The following is a 15,252-nucleotide window of genomic DNA, read 5'->3' as shown; positions in this document are numbered from 1 at the left end:
CGCTCCCGGTTTGTAAAGCTGGGATAAGAGGTCTGCCTCCTTTTTGTGAAAATTTTGTCAAATCACCATGACCGGGTGGGCGGATGGCCCGTCCACATGTCCGATAACAGCCGGGGACTGGCAGGCTTTCTGAAGCGCTTCCATGATACGCCCTGCTTCCTGGGATGCCACACTGTACAGGAGGCCGCCGGATGTCTGGGGATCGAAAAGAAGGTCGTGTACATGGGACGGAAGGTCCTTTGGCAGCGCTACCTTATCCTTCAGGTGATTCATATTCTGGTATGCCACTGCGGGCACAAGTCCCATGGACGCATAGCTGTCCGCACCCGGGAGCAGAGGGACGCGGCTGCTGTCTATGATTACAGTAAGTCCGGATTCCCCGCACATCTCATAGCTGTGGCCCAGCAGTGAGAAGCCGGTCACATCGGTGCAGGCATGGACCCCGTCCAGGTTTCGTACCGCATCGGCTGCATACTTATTCAGCGCAGCCATACAGTCAACCATGGCCTTATGTTCTGAGTCAGATAAAAGGCCGCCCCTGTCCGCATTGGTCAGAACGCCGGTGCCCAGAGGTTTGGTGAGAATCAGAACATCGCCCTTTTGGATGGAATTATTGCGCAGGATGCGGTCCGGATGGACCACGCCTGAGACGCACAGTCCATATTTGGGGATGTCATCCTTGATGGTATGGCCGCCCACTACAATGGCCTCAGCTTCAGCCACCTTGTCATAGCCGCCCCGGAGGATAGCCTGAACCGTTTCAAAGGGCAGGTGCTCAGGGAACATGAGAATGTTCATGCATAGTCTGGCTTCCCCGCCCATGGCCCATACGTCGGACAGTGAGTTGGCAGCGGCAATCTGGCCGTACTCATAGGCATCATCCACAGCCGGCGGAAAGATGTCCACGGTCTGTATCAGGGCAAGTTCAGGGGTAAGCTGATAGACGGCCGCATCGTCGGAGGTGTCATATCCAACCAGAAGCCGGTCGTCGTGAAAGGTTGGTAAACCGCGCAGAACCTGCGCGAGGGTATCAGGCCCTATCTTGGACGCTCAGCCGCCGCAGGAACCTGTTAACTCAGTCAGTTTAATATCGCTCATCAGTGATACTCCTTATCATTGGATGAAAATTTTATTAGCTACTAACTTAATATATTATCTGTTTTCCAGGGTTTGTCAAGGACAAACACGGTGAAAAGCCCGGTTTTTGGAAATGGATATAAAGAAACTATTTAACCATAAGTTATCGCGATTACATTTGGGAGGTTAAAAATGATTGATTTGACCAAGGAAAATTTTGAGGAAGAGGTATTAAAGGCCCAGGGCTATGTGCTGGTAGACTTTTACGGGGACGGCTGTGTTCCCTGTGCAGCCCTTATGCCCCATATCCATAAGTTTGAGGAGGTGTACGGAACAACTGTAAAATTCTGTTCCCTGAACACCACAAAGGCCAGACGGCTTGCCATTGCCCAGAAGGTGCTGGGACTGCCTGTGATTGCCATATATAAGGATGGGGAAATGATTGATTCCAGGGTAAAGGATGACGCCACCCCGGAGGGCTGCGAGGAAATGATCAGGAAATATGCCTGATGCCAGGGCACGGCCAATAGGCCGGATACAAATGATGCATAACCGCAGACGCGGCTGATGTATAAAAACAGCGCTTTTAAGCGCAATAAAGAAAAGGAGGAACAATGTATGGCTATACTGAAAGACAAGTATGCTATCATCATCGGTGACCGCGACGGCGTACCCGGACCAGCCATTGAAGAGTGTGCCAAGACAGCAGGCGCAAAGATAGCCTACTCTTCCACAGAGTGCTTTGTCTGAACGTCCGCAGGTGCCATGGATCTGGAAAACCAGAAGAGGGTTTTAAACATAAGTGAGGAGCACGGCCCGGAGAACGTAGTAGTTCTTCTGGGAGCTGCTGAAGCAGAGGCCGCAGGCCTTGCAGCAGAAACCGTTACAGCCGGCGATCCAACTTATGCAGGTCCTTTGGCAGGAGTCCAGTTGGGACTAAGTGTATATCATATCTGTGAGGATGAAGTGAAGGCTGAGACAGATCCAGCTGTTTATGAGGAACAGGTGGGAATGATGGAAATGGTTATGGATGTTCCGGCCATCCATGAAGAGATGGAAGGAATCCGTAAGGAGTATTGTAAGTACTAGAGGTTAGGCTAATGCACCCCAATGCATATAGTTAGGCTAATGCACCCCAATGCAGGGAGAGCCGGCAGTCCTTTGTGGCTGCCGGCTCTTCTGTTACATGGGTTATTCTGCATAGGGTAAATCCACGACTGTGTGCGGATGTCCAAGGGCCGGGAGGATTTTATCCATTAAATCCCGGGTTGTGAACTTTAAGCTGGAGGTGTTGATGCAGGGATGGCAGGCGAAATACTCACCTTCCAGTATATCCTTGTCAATCAGCAGCCTGACGCGTTTTTCCCTGTCATTCATAAGCCCCATGACAGACACGGAGCCGGGTTTGATGTCAAGGAAAGACTCCATGAATTCTGCCTCCCCAAAGGACAGGCGGGCGCTTCCAATCTGTTTGGACAGGACAGCTGTCTTGAACTTTTTATTGCCTGGCATGAGCAGCAGGTAAAAGTCGGTCTTTTGGGCATTGCGGAGGAAAAGATTCTTGCAGATTTCCGTGCCCAGAAGCTGGTCTACCTCGCGGCAGGCTTCAATGGTTGGAAGGGCGTCGTGGTCCACACGGACAAAGGGGACCTGAAGGGAATCCAGCAAATCATAGGTGCGGATTTCTTTATCCTCACGGCCGGATGTGTCGGCGGGACGGCCCTCATATAGGGTGCGGTCAATATGGTATGCGGGAATAGACTCCCCGGTATCGTTAAGATTTGTCATTTCTATACCTCTGTTTTTTTGTTGGTGTGTTGGATGTGAATGCGATTAAAACATTTCAATTATAACAAATGGGACACGTAATGTCCATAGGCGGGACGACTGATTATGAAGACCTGAATATGAAGATGCGCGGCATAGGGAAAAAATATGGACAGGGCTGTATTTTACAGGCCTTTACAGGGTTTTATGGGGATATTAAAGCATCTGTATTGCATCGGCAGATAATATCTGATATAATAGGGAGCAGTTGAATGTGAACGCGATAACATTAAGTGGACTTATGTCCAAATTATAAATATGAAGGAGGTATTTCAGATGAATATTCTTAGTACTGACAAGGCGCCAGGTGCCATTGGGCCTTATTCCCAGGGATATGAGGTAAACGGGGTTATTTATACGTCAGGACAGATTCCGGTGGATCCGGCAGACGGAACCGTGGCAGAGGGAATCGCTGCCCAGGCTGAGCAGAGCTGTAAGAATGTGGGAGCAATCCTGGAGGCAGCCGGCACCGGATTTGACAAGGTGTTTAAGACCACCTGTTTCCTGGCTGATATGAATGACTTTGGTACATTTAATGAGGTGTACGCAACGTATTTCGTATCCAAGCCAGCCAGAAGCTGCGTGGCAGTCAAGACTCTCCCAAAGGGTGTGCTCTGTGAGATTGAGGCAATTGCTGTAAAATAATGTGCAGAAAAGCAGTAATGTTTCGGGCTTCTGCCATATAAGCGGATTGTGTAAGGCCGCCGGATATTTTCCGGCGGCCTTAACTTTCCAGTGAACATTTTCCTGATTGTTATACAGCTGTGCGGAAATTAGTGCTGTCTCCCAGACGGACAACGGTCAGGGAGGCATCCTCAAAGGTGTATCCGGCATCGCTGGTTACAACCTCCAGAGTACCAGCGCCGGTTACCGGGAATGGTGCATTCATGGAAAGGGTTACTTCTTCATTGGAAGCAGTGAAGGTGTGGCGAGCCACTGCTCCGGTAATGGGAACTCCGTTCAGTGTGAGCTGGACTGTGAGCGTAGAGGGGATGGTGGTCCCTGCATCAATCAGGACTGTACCGGTAAAGAAGGCCTGATAGATGCCGGGCTGGTTAATCTGCACATCAGGAGAACCAGCAGTATGGGTAATGGCAGTTCCGGATACCAGCGGAGTTTCGTTGAAAATCAGGGCCCCGTTAGCCGAAGTGGGCTGAGGGGTTGTATCTACTGTTGCCAGGACTTCCGGAGCCCCGCCGCCTCCGGGCTCCCCGCGGGGAATGACGAAATCAAAGACTGCATCTTCTGAGGTGCCGGAATTGGTTACAGATGCCTCGGTACCGGGGTCGCCTGTGGTTACGCTTCCGATGGTGATGGTGGCTGCTGCGCCTGTTGGTCCGGTTTCTCCGGTTGGCCCGGCAGGCCCCTCTGGTCCCATATCACCGGTAGCCCCCGTGGGTCCTATATCGCCGGTGGCGCCGGTAGCGCCAGCGGGCCCCTCTGCTCCCGTATCACCGGTAGCTCCTGCGGCTCCAGTGGCCCCTGTGGCGCCAGTTGGTCCGGCAGGTCCTTCTGGCCCCGTGTTACCGGTAGCCCCTGTAGCGCCGGTGGCGCCGATAGCACCGGTGGCGCCGGTAGCGCCAGTTGGCCCGGCAGGTCCGGCAGCGCCTGTGGCACCGGTAGCGCCAGTGGCCCCGGCAGGTCCGGCAGCGCCTGTGGCACCGGTAGCCCCGGCAGGTCCGGCAGCTCCAGTTGCTCCTGTTCCGCCCTGGGGGCCGGCAGGCCCGGTGACTCCACGTGGAATGGTGAAATCCAGCACATGGTTGGGACCGCCAGTTATATCTGTGACGCTGGCGGCAGCACCAGGTTCACTTGTTGTAGTATTGCGTATGGTTATAGTTTGTGCTTCTCCAGTTGCGCCAGTAGCCCCGGTAACACCAGTGGCCCCCGTAATACCGGTGGCCCCTGTAGCGCCCGTGGCTCCCGTAGCGCCGGTGGTTCCTGCGGCCCCTGCAGCGCCAGCCGGTCCGGTAGCACCGGCAGGCCCCTGTGGTCCTGTGGGTCCGGTGGCGCCAGCAGGTCCCTGTGGGCCGGTAGGTCCGGTAATGCCTGCAATACCTTGTGCTCCCGTGGCTCCTGTAGCACCGGTAGTACCTGTAATCCCCCGGGCTCCTGTGTCACCGGCAGGTCCTGTAGCGCCGGTAGCTCCTGTAGCACCTGTGGCTCCCCGCGGAAGATAGAAGTCCAGGATGTGGTCAGGGGAACCGGTTATATCCACTACTGCGGCTGGAGATTCAGGTTCGCTTGTAACAGTGTTGCGTATAGTTATCGTTTCAGCAGCGCCGGTAGTTCCGGTAACGCCACGGGGGCCGGTAGGTCCGGGTATGCCTTGCGGGCCCTGAGGACCAGTTGGGCCGGCAGCGCCGGTAGCGCCGGTTATTCCGGGAAAGCCCTGAGGTCCGGTGGGGCCAGTGGGGCCGGTGGGGCCTACATAACCCTGTGGCCCCATGGCACCGGTGGGTCCTGCGGGGCCAGGTGCGCCGGGGCACCCTCTGGGTCCCATTGGTCCCTGAGGTCCCATGGGCCCGGTGGGGCCAGTGGGACCAGCCTGTGGGCAGCAGCCGGGCGGCGGGCATGGATTGCACGGATCACACCAGCATCTGTTCCTGTCATTGCCGCTGTTATTGAGGCGGCAGCCGGCAGAGGAGGGGTCATAGTTGGAAGGCTGCGGATTTATATTATCTGAATAGTTATAATACATGGTAGTCTCTCCTTTTTGTTATAATGAATGGTGCAGGTCTGAAAATATAAGGCACGGCTGGGTAATTGTGGCAGGAAGGCCTGTCGCTTTATTCCTGCATTCCTCATGTCTTTAGACCTGAAGTGATGGCATTATGCCAGACGTATGATATTAGGTTTAGCTCCAGTTCCAGCCTGGAGAATTGGCTTGCAGCAACAGCCAGGGCATCAATGGTATCTGCCATGGGAATGTTAATTTAAAGAATATGCCAGAACATGAGCAGAGCGTCTGTTGCCTTAATATGATAGGTTATAAAGTAAGTGCCGGTTACGGGAAACGTAAAAATGGTATTGGCAGCATTTATTGTAAAGCAATTGAGAAACTGGTCGTTTGGAAGCGGGATTGCTATTTTGCCTATAATGATAGCCAGAGGGGATGCTGCAGTATTCTGAGCGTTCATGCTAATGGTAGCGGCTGCAGGTCCAGCCGGGCCAGCAGTATCTTTTGCCCCTGCAGTTTCAGCAGGTCCCATGGGACCGGTGGAGGCGCTTTTAATAGGAAACAGCAAAATTAGTTCGGCTCCCATTGATTGCTTAATTAAACAATTGTTAATGAGCGATTTATATAACCTAAAATCATAGGAAAGCCCATACAAATATTTACACCAACGTTATCTTTTGATGTTATGGCAGCCCAAAAGGCAAAGGTTGAGCAGTTTTTGTTAAAATTTTGTGAAGTTATATTCTTAATAACAGGCTTCCATCGGCAGTAATAATAGCATTTGAATACGGTTAATCCTGATTTGGTGCAGCAGTGGCTTCCCTGTTATTCAATCTGGTTGTCTGGCAGATTTCACGTTTGCTTGATATCAATGCTTTGTCCGTTTTGATGGATGTGACCGAATCCGATAAAAGTCTAAGGATATTAAATGCGGCGGGGATGAATGTTGTTTTTGCATCCTCCATTGACAGCCAATCAGTTGTACAAAGCATAATAAGCCTATATATAACGATGCCTCTATCTGTAAAGAGTCTTATTAATTTACTGCAACAGGTATAAAGCATATACTCAGGAGCCCGGACAGACGGCCCTGCGCGTACCCTGTAATTGATTTTGTATGAGGCATGATTTACTGCGTAAAGTTTTTTAATCTGCACTTTTTGACATATTATGCTTAGACATAAATTAAGCTATTTTCACAATATTAAGAGATGCACCGGTGCCGGTCTGTAATGAGACCGGACCATTTACGCCATATAATTGTAATGCCAAAATGTCACCTGCTGTTAAAGGCTGCATAAAAGTCACACTATATTCATTTGTAGATGTTGAAGAGGTATTAATTGAATTCGTTATTGGTGCGCCATTTAATGTTACTCTTGATGACATTGGTAATCCGGATGTCATTTTGATATCATAGGAAATTAAATAGGTTCCTGTTTGAGCAACTGTAAACTCTGTATTTGTAGCATTTACCGCAAATCCATCCATATAGGGTTGAACTGGCAGAGGAATATTAGTCCCATCTGTTGTTACTGAAATGGTACTTGCTGAAATATTAAGTGCTGACATTGCGCTTGAGATTGCAGATGTTCCCGTTGGTCCGGTGGCTCCTGTAGGGCCAGTCGCTCCCTGGATCCCGGCAGCCCCTGTAGCGCCCGCAGGTCCCGTGGCTCCGGTAACACCCGCAGCCCCGGCAGGTCCCTGAGTTCCGGTGGAGCCCGTAGCGCCGGCAGGCCCCTGGGCGCCGGTAGCACCCGTAGCACCAGTGACTCCGGCAGGCCCCTGAGCTCCGGCAGCTCCCGTAGCGCCAGTGACCCCGGCAGGCCCCTGAGCTCCGGCAGCTCCCGTAGCGCCAGTGACTCCGGCAGGCCCCTGAGCTCCGGCAGCTCCCGTAGCGCCAGTGACTCCGGCAGGCCCCTGAGCTCCGGCAGCTCCCGTAGAACCAGTGGGGCCGGCCGCCCCTGTAGCCCCGGTCATGCCGGGAATGCCCTGAGGTCCGGTGCTGCCGGTGGGCCCGGTCGGTCCTACATAGCCCTGAGGTCCCATTGCGCCTGTTGGCCCGGTGGGACCGGGCATACCGGGGCATCCCCTGGGACCCATTGGACCCTGTAATCCGGTTGGACCCATAGGTCCGGTCGGTCCGGGGAACGGGCAGCATGTGGGCGGCGCACATGGTGTACATGGGTCACAGCACCATCTGTTCCTGCCATTATTACAGCCATTTTGGCGGAATTCGGCAGAATATGGTTCAAGGCCATCCTGTTGTGGATTTATATTGTCTGGATAGTCATAATACATAATGGTCACTCCTTATTATTTTAATGGATAGATAGGTCCTGAACCGGAATCCGCTCTCCGGAATCTGTTTTAAAGCGTGTCTTAAAATTCATTCCCGCCATCTGACCTAAGGAGTCGGCCGTAGGTGTCTCCTTGGGACAAAGCTTGCCCCACTTGCGGTATATTCGGCCCTAATTCACTTGACGTGGCACATCATATCGCGTTTATCAGGACCAAATCTACCATAAGAAGAAACGAACAACTGACGGAGCGTATATTTGCGTTATGCCGGCCGGGTGACGGAGAATTTTCCGGTTGCAACGGCGGGTGCTTCTATGCTTCCTGCCATGGGTGCGTTATTAAGAAGAATACATGAGGACATGAGCAGGGCAGCTGTGGTATTCCGGGCGTGCGGACTAGGGGCGGTGACTACCGGCCGGTAGCGCCGGCAGCCCCTGTGGTTCCAGCAGGTCCTTGTGCCCCAATTGGTCCTTTTGGTGCAGCAGGCCGTACATAATAGGAAAATTGTTATGTCCCATAAATGAGGATAAAATAAAATATAGCATAATCACATCAATTTACATTGTTTAAAACACAAAGGTGTTTTAAACAATTATCAGCTAAGCTGCTTTACTGTCAATGTTGCATTTGTTCCTGTTGATAAAGTTAATGTTACGGCCAGTGCAGAAGACAAAACCATATCTATTACATCTCCAGCAGTTAAATTGAAAATAACGCTGCCTTCAAATAAACTTTCAACACCAAGTGATAATGTTCTTGTACTGGTGGTTGATGCAATAGGAACACTATTACGGCGTATAGCTAAAGTTAATGCCACTGCCACTGATGCTGTTGATACTAACTTCCAGTTAATCTCATATATACCGGTATTAGCTACGGTAATAGCATTGGCAGCTACGGTTGTATTTAATAATGGCATGGTATTATTAAAAGCTACTTGTTGTGTAGATGCAATACCGATAGAAATTGGCGTTGTGGTTGTTCTATACATTCCGCCGTATGCTGCAATCCCACCAGCTGCGCCTGTAGGTCCGGTAGCACCAGTTGGTCCGGTGGTCCCGGCTAAGCCGGTCGCGCCGGTTGCCCCTGTGGTTCCGGCAGGCCCGGTTATGCCAGTTGGCCCGGTTGCTCCAGTTGCGCCGGTTGCGCCAATTGCCCCGGTAGCTCCGGTCGGCCCGGTTACTCCGATTGGTCCGGTTGCTCCTGCGATACCCTGAGGCCCGGTAACGCCGGTAGCTCCCTGAGGTCCCTGTGGCCCCTGGATGCCCTGGATACCCTGAGGTCCGGTTGGCCCCGTCGGTCCGATGGGTCCGGTAGCTCCGGTCAGTCCCTGAGGCCCTGCGGCTCCGGTGCTGCCCTGAGGTCCCTGCGGCCCCTGAGGTCCCTGGGGTCCTTGAGGTCCGGCAGGTCCGGTAGCTCCCTGGGGTCCCTGGATGCCCTGAGGTCCGGCAGGTCCGGTAACTCCCTGAGGCCCCTGTGGTCCCTGGCTTCCGGTGGCGCCTGTGCTGCCGGCTATGCCCTGTGGTCCGGGAAGTCCCATTGGTCCCTGGGGTCCCTGAGGCCCTGTCTCACCGGTGAATCCTCTGGGTCCCTGAGGCCCTGTCGGCCCGGTGGGGCCTACATAGCCCTGAGGCCCCATGGCACCAGTTGGTCCGGTAGGGCCCTGTGCTCCGGGGCATCCTCTGGGTCCCATTGGTCCCTGAGCGCCTGTTGGTCCGGCAGGCCCCTGTGGTCCTCTGGGTCCTGGGCAGCAGCCCGGAAACCCGCCGCCTGGAAAATTGCCGCCTGGAAACCCGCCGTTACCTGGGCATCTGTTATCTGTCTGGGCTGTGCTGTCGCTGCCACAGCCGTCGCTGTCCTGGCAATCATCTTCCGGGTATCTTCCGGAACCTGGGAAACCATAGTCGCCGGGGCAGCCGCCATTACCTGGAAAACCGTTGTTTCCGGGGTATCCGCATGGTCTGCGTTGTTCTATATTATCATTTCGATTCATTCCGTTGGAAAAATTAAAATACATAATTACCTCTCCTTATTTTATAGTGCGGAAGGCTGCCCTTCCGCCGGATGTTTCAGTTTGTGTTCAAAGTAGGTCTGGTTCTGCCTGACAGATGGGTGTTCAGGTTTCAGCTTTTGTGACTTCAAGTGATAGTGCCATGCTCTTCGGTGGTCGCCCAGACGGTCATAGCATACACACAGCTGAATAGAAGGCAGGAAGCCGTAACAGTCCTTTCGGACAAAAGCTCCTGTCTGTTCCGCAGGCCGGGAGGATAATGCCTGGGTATACCAATAAGCAGCCTCCCTGTATTTTTCTTCCTTCATTTTCATCCGCCCCAGTTCACAGCAGGCTTCACCGCGGGGACTGTCATATAAGAAGCTCTTTAAAAGTGCCTCCACGGCCTTTTCCGTATGTCCCAGATGCTCCTCGCACAGAGCCAGATGGAGACAGGCGTCTATCTTGTTTTCCACCCATCCATCCGGTTCCTGCAGGAATGCCCTGAACACCCGTACCGCATCTTCATAGCGTTCGTGGTAATACAGCTCCCTGGCGTAGTAGAACTGGTGTCTGGGTTCCAGAGGTTCTCCCTGGCTCAGCATGGTTTCGTATATCCGAAGGTTGCGGTCCTTATCCCCGGCGCCCTCCTTCCGGTGCTGAATCTCAATATCGGTGTATAGGATATTGCCGGCAGGGGGGACAGCTTCATGCACCCGGCCCTGCCACTGGAATCCCTTGTGGTTTTTTAAGATACGCTCCCTGTAATAGGAAAAGGAGGTTCTCCCGTTTTCGTCAAAACCCGTGAGATATTTCATCATCACCACATCCACAGAGGGGTCCAGGGTTTCCTTCAAATTCTTTAAGCGGGCAGCCTGTTCAGGCTCCATTACATCGTCCGCGTCCATCCACATCCAGTAGTCCGACACCGCCTTCTGGCAGACGGCGTTCCTGGCAGCGGCGAAATCATCCGTCCACGGGAAATCGTAGACCTCATCCGTATAGCGGGCTGCGATTTCTTTTGTCCGGTCCGTGGAGCCGGTATCCATAATAACAATCTGATCCGCCACAGTGGACATGGTCCTTAGGAGCCGTTCCAGAACAGCCTCCTCATTTTTTACAATCATACAAAGACTAATGGTTATCAAAAGCAATCCCCCTGTATATCTGTTTCATTATAGGCCGGATGTCCATTAACGCCCCGGCATACTATACTATATGAAAATGGAACAAGTTTGGTGTGCCGGAGGATGACAGAAGCCGATGATATGTGCTATAATAGGAAAACAGACGCAAGCGGGAAGGAGGAGGTTCAAATGAGGAAAAGAGGAGCATATGCCGTGCTGGCAGGTGCAGCTCTGTTTATGGCCTGCACCCTGTCCTTTACAGCCTTTGCAAAAGAGGAAAGGACACCAGTGGGGAAAATTAAACTTAATTTCACATCGGATATCCAGGCAGGAGAAATAGGCGGAAACGTGGACGTGAGCCTGGAGGATGGGGAGTGTTCCATTGAGAGCGTGGATATTGTCAATGAGGGCGACAGCTGGGTAGGCGGGGACAAGCCGAAAGTGGAGATATGGCTTTCCGCTGACAGTGATTATTACTTTAAGAAATCGGGAAAGAGCGCGTTTTCATTTTCCGGCGATACGGTCAAGTATGTATCCAGTTCCACTAAGAATGATAAGGAAGAGATGGTCCTGGTGGTAAGGCTGGATAAGCTGGACGAGGATGATGAGGATCTGGATGTAAGCGGTCTGATGTGGGATGAAGATAACGGGGTGGCCCACTGGGACGATATGAGCCTGGCTAAGAATTATAAGGTCCGCCTGTGCCGAAGGGGAGGCAATTCTTATGAGGACGGCATCGGAGCCACCTATACGGTAAAGGAAAACAGCTATGATTTTTCCGGCAAGTTCCCAAAGGCAGGCACCTACTATTTTAAAGTCAGGGCCATGGATTCCAGGAACAATGCCGGTGAATGGCAGGAATCTCCCTATATTGAGATTACAGAGGAAGACCTGACCAGGGTGAACGGCCAGTGGCTCAGGGATGACCGGGGCTGGTGGTACCAGAAGGGAGACGGAACTTACACGTCAAACGGCTGGCAGTATATCAATTACAAGTGGTATTTCTTTGACCAGGAGGGATATATGAAGACCGGCTGGATATCCTGGGAAGATAAGCTGTATTACTGCGACCCGTCAGGGGCCATGCTGGTATCTGCGGTCACACCGGATGGATTTACAGTGGGCGCGGATGGGGCCAGGATAAATTAAGGATGGATGAGCCTGCTAAAATGACTGATTCCATACATATAATGTTAAAAAATGGCTATCCTTATATCAATGATAAGATTGATATGAGGAGGTCATTTTTTTATGGTAAACGAACTGGAGATAGAGGCGGTAACCGGCAGAGAGATACTGGATTCCAGGGGGAATCCTACGGTGGAGGTGGAAGTGTGCCTGACAGGAGGCGCCACCGGCAGGGCGGCCGTTCCCTCCGGTGCATCCACCGGAAAATTCGAGGCCGTAGAACTTCGGGACGGCGGGAATCGGTACAACGGACTGGGAGTCCGGGGAGCTGTAGAGCATGTGAATACTGTGCTCAGCGAAGCAGTTCTCTTTGAAAGCGCATTGGACCAGAGACACATCGACCGTCTGCTTCTGGAGGCGGACGGAACAGAGAATAAGGGAAAGCTGGGGGCCAATGCTATTCTGGGCGTGTCCATGGCCGTGGCCAGGGCTGCTGCAAATGGGCTTCGGATGCCTCTTTACAGGTATCTGGGAGGAATCCATGCATCCGTCCTGCCTGTTCCCATGATGAACATTCTAAACGGAGGAAAACACGCGGACAATACAGTTGATTTGCAGGAATTCATGATTATGCCGTTCGGAGCCTGCTGTTTTGCGGAGCGTCTGAGGATGTGTGCGGAGGTCTATCACACCTTAAAGAAGCTTCTTAAAGAAGAAGGCTACAGCACAGGAGTAGGGGATGAGGGCGGATTTGCGCCGGACCTTAAGGACTCCGAGGCTGTGCTTGAATTTCTGGTGAGAGCCATGGAAAAGAGCGGACTGAAGCCGGGAACCGATATGAAGATTGCCATTGATGCGGCGTCCAGTGAACTCTATGATGAAGCCAGCGGCATGTACCTGTTCCCGGGAGAAAGCCGCATGGCGGGAAAGGAAATCCGGCGCAGCGCACAGGAGATGGTGGATTACTACCGCCGTCTTGTAGATGCGTTCCCCATCTGTTCCATAGAGGACGGACTCCAGGAGGAGGACTGGGAGGGCTGGAAAATGCTGACCAAGGAACTGGGAGGACGTATTCAGCTGGTAGGAGATGATTTGTTCGTCACCAATACGAAACGGCTGTCAAAGGGCATTGAGCTGGGAGCAGGAAACGCCATTCTGGTGAAGGTGAATCAGATAGGTACGCTGTCTGAAAGCTTTGAGGCTATCGAAATGGCTAAGAGGGCCGGATTCGGCACCATTATATCCCACCGTTCCGGTGAGACGGAGGATTCCATCATTGCAGATATTGCAGTGGCTGTCAATGCAGGACAAATTAAGACCGGCGCTCCCTGCCGTTCTGACCGCGTGGCCAAATACAATCAGCTGCTGCGTATTGAGGAAAATCTGGAAGGTTAAAAGGTGATTGGAAAACGCATTTGTGCTGTCTGCGCACTTCACAGGGGCCTGCAATGACAGGAGATGCAGCGTAGGAGATGCAGCGTAGGAGATGCAGTGCAGGAGATGCAGTGCGGTAGATGCAGTGCAGGAGATGCAGTGCAGGAGATGTAGTGCGGTAGATGGGAAAGGGGATGCTTCCGGGCGGTGATTCGTCCGGAAAATTCTTTCCCCGTCCCATTTAAATCTTGACAACCGGAAAAAGCAGGGTATGATGTAAGAAGATGCATTGATTGCATCAAAAAGGGGAAAAATAAGGAGAGAGACATGAGAGAATTACTATTTATGGAACCTGTTTTTAAGGAGGCCATCTGGGGAGGAACACGTCTTAAAGATGTGTTTGGTTACGATATCCCAAGCAGCCGCACAGGCGAGTGCTGGGCTATCAGCGCGCATAAGAACGGGGATTGCCGTATTGCAGGCGGAACATGGAAAGGACAGAGCTTAAGCTCCCTGTGGGAGAGCCACCCTGAGTGGTTTGGGGCTGCGGCAGGCTGTCATAAGGAATTTCCATTGCTGGTAAAGATTATTGATGCCAGGAACGACTTAAGCATACAGGTTCATCCGGATAATGCCTATGCCGGGGAGCATGAAAACGGATCTCTGGGCAAGACAGAATGCTGGTATATCCTGGACTGCGATCCGGATGCCACCATTGTGATTGGGCACCATGCAGGCAATAAGGATGAAGTAAAGCAGATGATAGAGGAAAAACGCTGGAAGGATTTCATACGGGAAATTCCTGTCAGTAAGGGAGACTTTTTTCAGATTAATCCCGGATGCGTCCATGCCATAAAGGGCGGCACCCTGGTGTTGGAGACCCAGCAGAGCAGTGATATTACATACCGCGTTTATGACTACGACAGGCTGTCCGGCGGGAAGCCCAGGCAGCTCCATATAAAGGAGAGCATTGATGTGATAGAAGCGCCTTTTAAGGAGGACCAAAATGCAATGCCGGCAGTTGTGAAGGAGACGGACAGCGGTAGAAAAGAACATCTTGTGACCTGCGCTTACTATACTGTGGACAAGATAGACATGACAGGCTGCTGGACGGAGAATTATGGGGACAGCTTTGCCAATGTGAGTATTCTGGACGGAGAGGGAAGTGTAAACGGCATCCCGGTATCAAAGGGACAGCATTTTATTGTGCCTGCCGGATTCGGGGATGTTATCTTTGAGGGCAGCCTTTCCATGATTTGTTCCCAGGCGGTTTAAATGCGATGCCTGAATGAAGCTTCTGCAATGTCTTACCTATAAAAATATAGGAAAACAGGTTGTGTTTTAGGACAAAGTATGGTAAAATATTTTTGTTTGACTATAAGAAAATGGAGAGGTGCAGGCGGATGTCAGTAATACATGTTATTTTGTCAATCATATATGTAATTCTTGGTGTTGCAATATCAGTGGTTATCCTGATGCAGGAAGGTAAGTCCAACGGACTGGGGAGCGCAATTGGCGGAATCTCCACAGACAGTTACTGGAGTAAGAACAGAGGCCGTTCCATGGAAGGTGCGCTGGAGCACTTTACCAGGTATGGAGCCATTGCATTCATGCTCATTACCATTGCCCTGAACGTGCTGCTTAAGGTCATGGGGTAATTAAGATAACAGAAGGATAAGTGACGAAAACACCCTTGTATTCATATAAGGGTGTTTTATTTCATTCAGGCGGGTTTTGACCTGTTTTCG

The 15,252-nt window shown here is 52.0% G+C and carries 16 protein-coding genes; 8 read left to right on the top strand and 8 right to left on the bottom strand.

Translation table 11 applies throughout. The annotated features are described in order from the left end of the window. Nucleotides 1-57: 57 nt before the first annotated feature. Nucleotides 58-1,098 (bottom strand): selenide, water dikinase SelD, encoded by a 1,041-nt coding sequence (selD, locus tag CGC65_RS20790; RefSeq protein ID WP_080548702.1) that lies wholly within the window; start codon nucleotides 1,096-1,098, stop codon nucleotides 58-60. Nucleotides 1,099-1,269: 171 nt separating this feature from the next. Between selD and trxA the strand changes: the two genes are divergently transcribed. Both trxA and grdA read left to right on the top strand, forming a co-directional pair. Further along, nucleotides 1,270-1,587: a thioredoxin TrxA gene (gene trxA, locus CGC65_RS20785; protein WP_002569644.1), complete on the top strand. Its 318-nt coding sequence runs from the start codon at nucleotides 1,270-1,272 to the stop codon at nucleotides 1,585-1,587. Between the two features lie 108 nt (nucleotides 1,588-1,695). After that, nucleotides 1,696-2,166 (top strand): glycine/sarcosine/betaine reductase complex selenoprotein A, encoded by a 471-nt coding sequence (grdA, locus tag CGC65_RS20780; RefSeq protein ID WP_080548701.1) that lies wholly within the window; start codon nucleotides 1,696-1,698, stop codon nucleotides 2,164-2,166. 102 nt (nucleotides 2,167-2,268) lie between these two features. Here the strand turns inward: grdA and CGC65_RS20775 are convergent, their stop codons facing one another. After that, on the bottom strand, nucleotides 2,269-2,865 hold the full coding sequence (locus CGC65_RS20775; RefSeq protein ID WP_002569641.1) for a prolyl-tRNA synthetase associated domain-containing protein: 597 nt from the start codon (nucleotides 2,863-2,865) through the stop codon (nucleotides 2,269-2,271). Between the two features lie 315 nt (nucleotides 2,866-3,180). Here CGC65_RS20775 and CGC65_RS20770 point away from each other — a divergent pair, with 315 nt between their 5' ends. Next, nucleotides 3,181-3,549, top strand: a complete 369-nt coding sequence (locus CGC65_RS20770) for a RidA family protein (RefSeq protein ID WP_002569640.1) — start codon at nucleotides 3,181-3,183, stop codon at nucleotides 3,547-3,549. 109 nt (nucleotides 3,550-3,658) lie between these two features. Here CGC65_RS20770 and CGC65_RS20765 read toward each other — a convergent pair whose 3' ends face one another. The 3 genes from CGC65_RS20765 to CGC65_RS32810 all read right to left on the bottom strand — a co-directional run bounded on the left by CGC65_RS20765 (nucleotide 3,659) and on the right by CGC65_RS32810 (nucleotide 7,885). Beyond that, a complete protein-coding gene (locus tag CGC65_RS20765; protein ID WP_002569639.1) occupies nucleotides 3,659-5,605 on the bottom strand; it encodes a collagen-like domain-containing protein in 1,947 nt (648 codons plus the stop codon). Nucleotides 5,606-5,840: 235 nt separating this feature from the next. Then, the gene (locus CGC65_RS32735) at nucleotides 5,841-6,044 is read right to left on the bottom strand and encodes a BclA C-terminal domain-containing protein (protein ID WP_412912548.1); all 204 of its coding nucleotides are present in this window, start codon (nucleotides 6,042-6,044) and stop codon (nucleotides 5,841-5,843) included. A gap of 725 nt (nucleotides 6,045-6,769) precedes the next feature. After that, on the bottom strand, nucleotides 6,770-7,885 hold the full coding sequence (locus tag CGC65_RS32810; protein WP_039897192.1) for a BclA C-terminal domain-containing protein: 1,116 nt from the start codon (nucleotides 7,883-7,885) through the stop codon (nucleotides 6,770-6,772). Nucleotides 7,886-8,009: 124 nt separating this feature from the next. Between CGC65_RS32810 and CGC65_RS32580 the strand changes: the two genes are divergently transcribed. Next, nucleotides 8,010-8,240, top strand: coding sequence for a DUF6783 domain-containing protein (locus CGC65_RS32580; protein WP_105105469.1), 231 nt, complete (start codon nucleotides 8,010-8,012; stop codon nucleotides 8,238-8,240). Between the two features lie 240 nt (nucleotides 8,241-8,480). Here CGC65_RS32580 and CGC65_RS32575 read toward each other — a convergent pair whose 3' ends face one another. The 3 genes from CGC65_RS32575 to CGC65_RS20745 all read right to left on the bottom strand — a co-directional run bounded on the left by CGC65_RS32575 (nucleotide 8,481) and on the right by CGC65_RS20745 (nucleotide 11,023). Continuing rightward, a complete protein-coding gene (locus CGC65_RS32575) occupies nucleotides 8,481-9,578 on the bottom strand; it encodes a BclA C-terminal domain-containing protein (protein WP_416387633.1) in 1,098 nt (365 codons plus the stop codon). Beyond that, on the bottom strand, nucleotides 9,503-9,754 hold the full coding sequence (locus CGC65_RS32805; protein ID WP_320945429.1) for a hypothetical protein: 252 nt from the start codon (nucleotides 9,752-9,754) through the stop codon (nucleotides 9,503-9,505). Before CGC65_RS32805 ends, CGC65_RS32575 begins: the two co-directional genes overlap by 76 nt. A gap of 165 nt (nucleotides 9,755-9,919) precedes the next feature. Continuing rightward, nucleotides 9,920-11,023 carry a glycosyltransferase gene (locus CGC65_RS20745; protein WP_002569635.1) on the bottom strand — a complete coding sequence of 368 codons (1,104 nt, stop codon included), beginning with the start codon at nucleotides 11,021-11,023 and terminating at the stop codon, nucleotides 9,920-9,922. A gap of 168 nt (nucleotides 11,024-11,191) precedes the next feature. Here CGC65_RS20745 and CGC65_RS20740 point away from each other — a divergent pair, with 168 nt between their 5' ends. The 4 genes from CGC65_RS20740 to secG all read left to right on the top strand — a co-directional run bounded on the left by CGC65_RS20740 (nucleotide 11,192) and on the right by secG (nucleotide 15,162). After that, nucleotides 11,192-12,151: a hypothetical protein gene (locus CGC65_RS20740; RefSeq protein WP_002569634.1), complete on the top strand. Its 960-nt coding sequence runs from the start codon at nucleotides 11,192-11,194 to the stop codon at nucleotides 12,149-12,151. A 102-nt stretch (nucleotides 12,152-12,253) separates the two neighbouring features. After that, nucleotides 12,254-13,525, top strand: a complete 1,272-nt coding sequence (gene eno, locus CGC65_RS20735) for a phosphopyruvate hydratase (protein ID WP_002569633.1) — start codon at nucleotides 12,254-12,256, stop codon at nucleotides 13,523-13,525. 306 nt (nucleotides 13,526-13,831) lie between these two features. After that, nucleotides 13,832-14,779, top strand: coding sequence for a type I phosphomannose isomerase catalytic subunit (locus CGC65_RS20725; RefSeq protein WP_002569632.1), 948 nt, complete (start codon nucleotides 13,832-13,834; stop codon nucleotides 14,777-14,779). A gap of 128 nt (nucleotides 14,780-14,907) precedes the next feature. Next, complete coding sequence (secG, locus tag CGC65_RS20720) at nucleotides 14,908-15,162, top strand: preprotein translocase subunit SecG (RefSeq protein ID WP_002569631.1); 255 nt, start codon at nucleotides 14,908-14,910, stop codon at nucleotides 15,160-15,162. The last annotated feature ends 90 nt before the right edge of the window (nucleotides 15,163-15,252 follow it).

It is taken from the genome of Enterocloster bolteae, from assembly GCF_002234575.2.
In the GTDB taxonomy this organism is placed as follows: domain Bacteria; phylum Bacillota; class Clostridia; order Lachnospirales; family Lachnospiraceae; genus Enterocloster; species Enterocloster bolteae.
Note: the sequence above shows the minus strand (reverse complement) of the source record. Positions and strands in the feature narration are given on the sequence as shown.

Coding starts and splice junctions, on each gene's coding strand:
- trxA (WP_002569644.1), top strand. CDS start 1,270: ATGATTGATTTGACCAAGGAAAATTTTGAGGAAGAGGTATTAAAGGCC.
- CGC65_RS20775 (WP_002569641.1), bottom strand. CDS start 2,865: ATGACAAATCTTAACGATACCGGGGAGTCTATTCCCGCATACCATATT.
- CGC65_RS20770 (WP_002569640.1), top strand. CDS start 3,181: ATGAATATTCTTAGTACTGACAAGGCGCCAGGTGCCATTGGGCCTTAT.
- CGC65_RS20765 (WP_002569639.1), bottom strand. CDS start 5,605: ATGTATTATAACTATTCAGATAATATAAATCCGCAGCCTTCCAACTAT.
- CGC65_RS32735 (WP_412912548.1), bottom strand. CDS start 6,044: ATGAACGCTCAGAATACTGCAGCATCCCCTCTGGCTATCATTATAGGC.
- CGC65_RS32810 (WP_039897192.1), bottom strand. CDS start 7,885: ATGTATTATGACTATCCAGACAATATAAATCCACAACAGGATGGCCTT.
- CGC65_RS32575 (WP_416387633.1), bottom strand. CDS start 9,578: ATGGGACCCAGAGGATGCCCCGGAGCACAGGGCCCTACCGGACCAACT.
- CGC65_RS32805 (WP_320945429.1), bottom strand. CDS start 9,754: ATGATTGCCAGGACAGCGACGGCTGTGGCAGCGACAGCACAGCCCAGA.
- CGC65_RS20740 (WP_002569634.1), top strand. CDS start 11,192: ATGAGGAAAAGAGGAGCATATGCCGTGCTGGCAGGTGCAGCTCTGTTT.
- eno (WP_002569633.1), top strand. CDS start 12,254: ATGGTAAACGAACTGGAGATAGAGGCGGTAACCGGCAGAGAGATACTG.
- CGC65_RS20725 (WP_002569632.1), top strand. CDS start 13,832: ATGAGAGAATTACTATTTATGGAACCTGTTTTTAAGGAGGCCATCTGG.
- secG (WP_002569631.1), top strand. CDS start 14,908: ATGTCAGTAATACATGTTATTTTGTCAATCATATATGTAATTCTTGGT.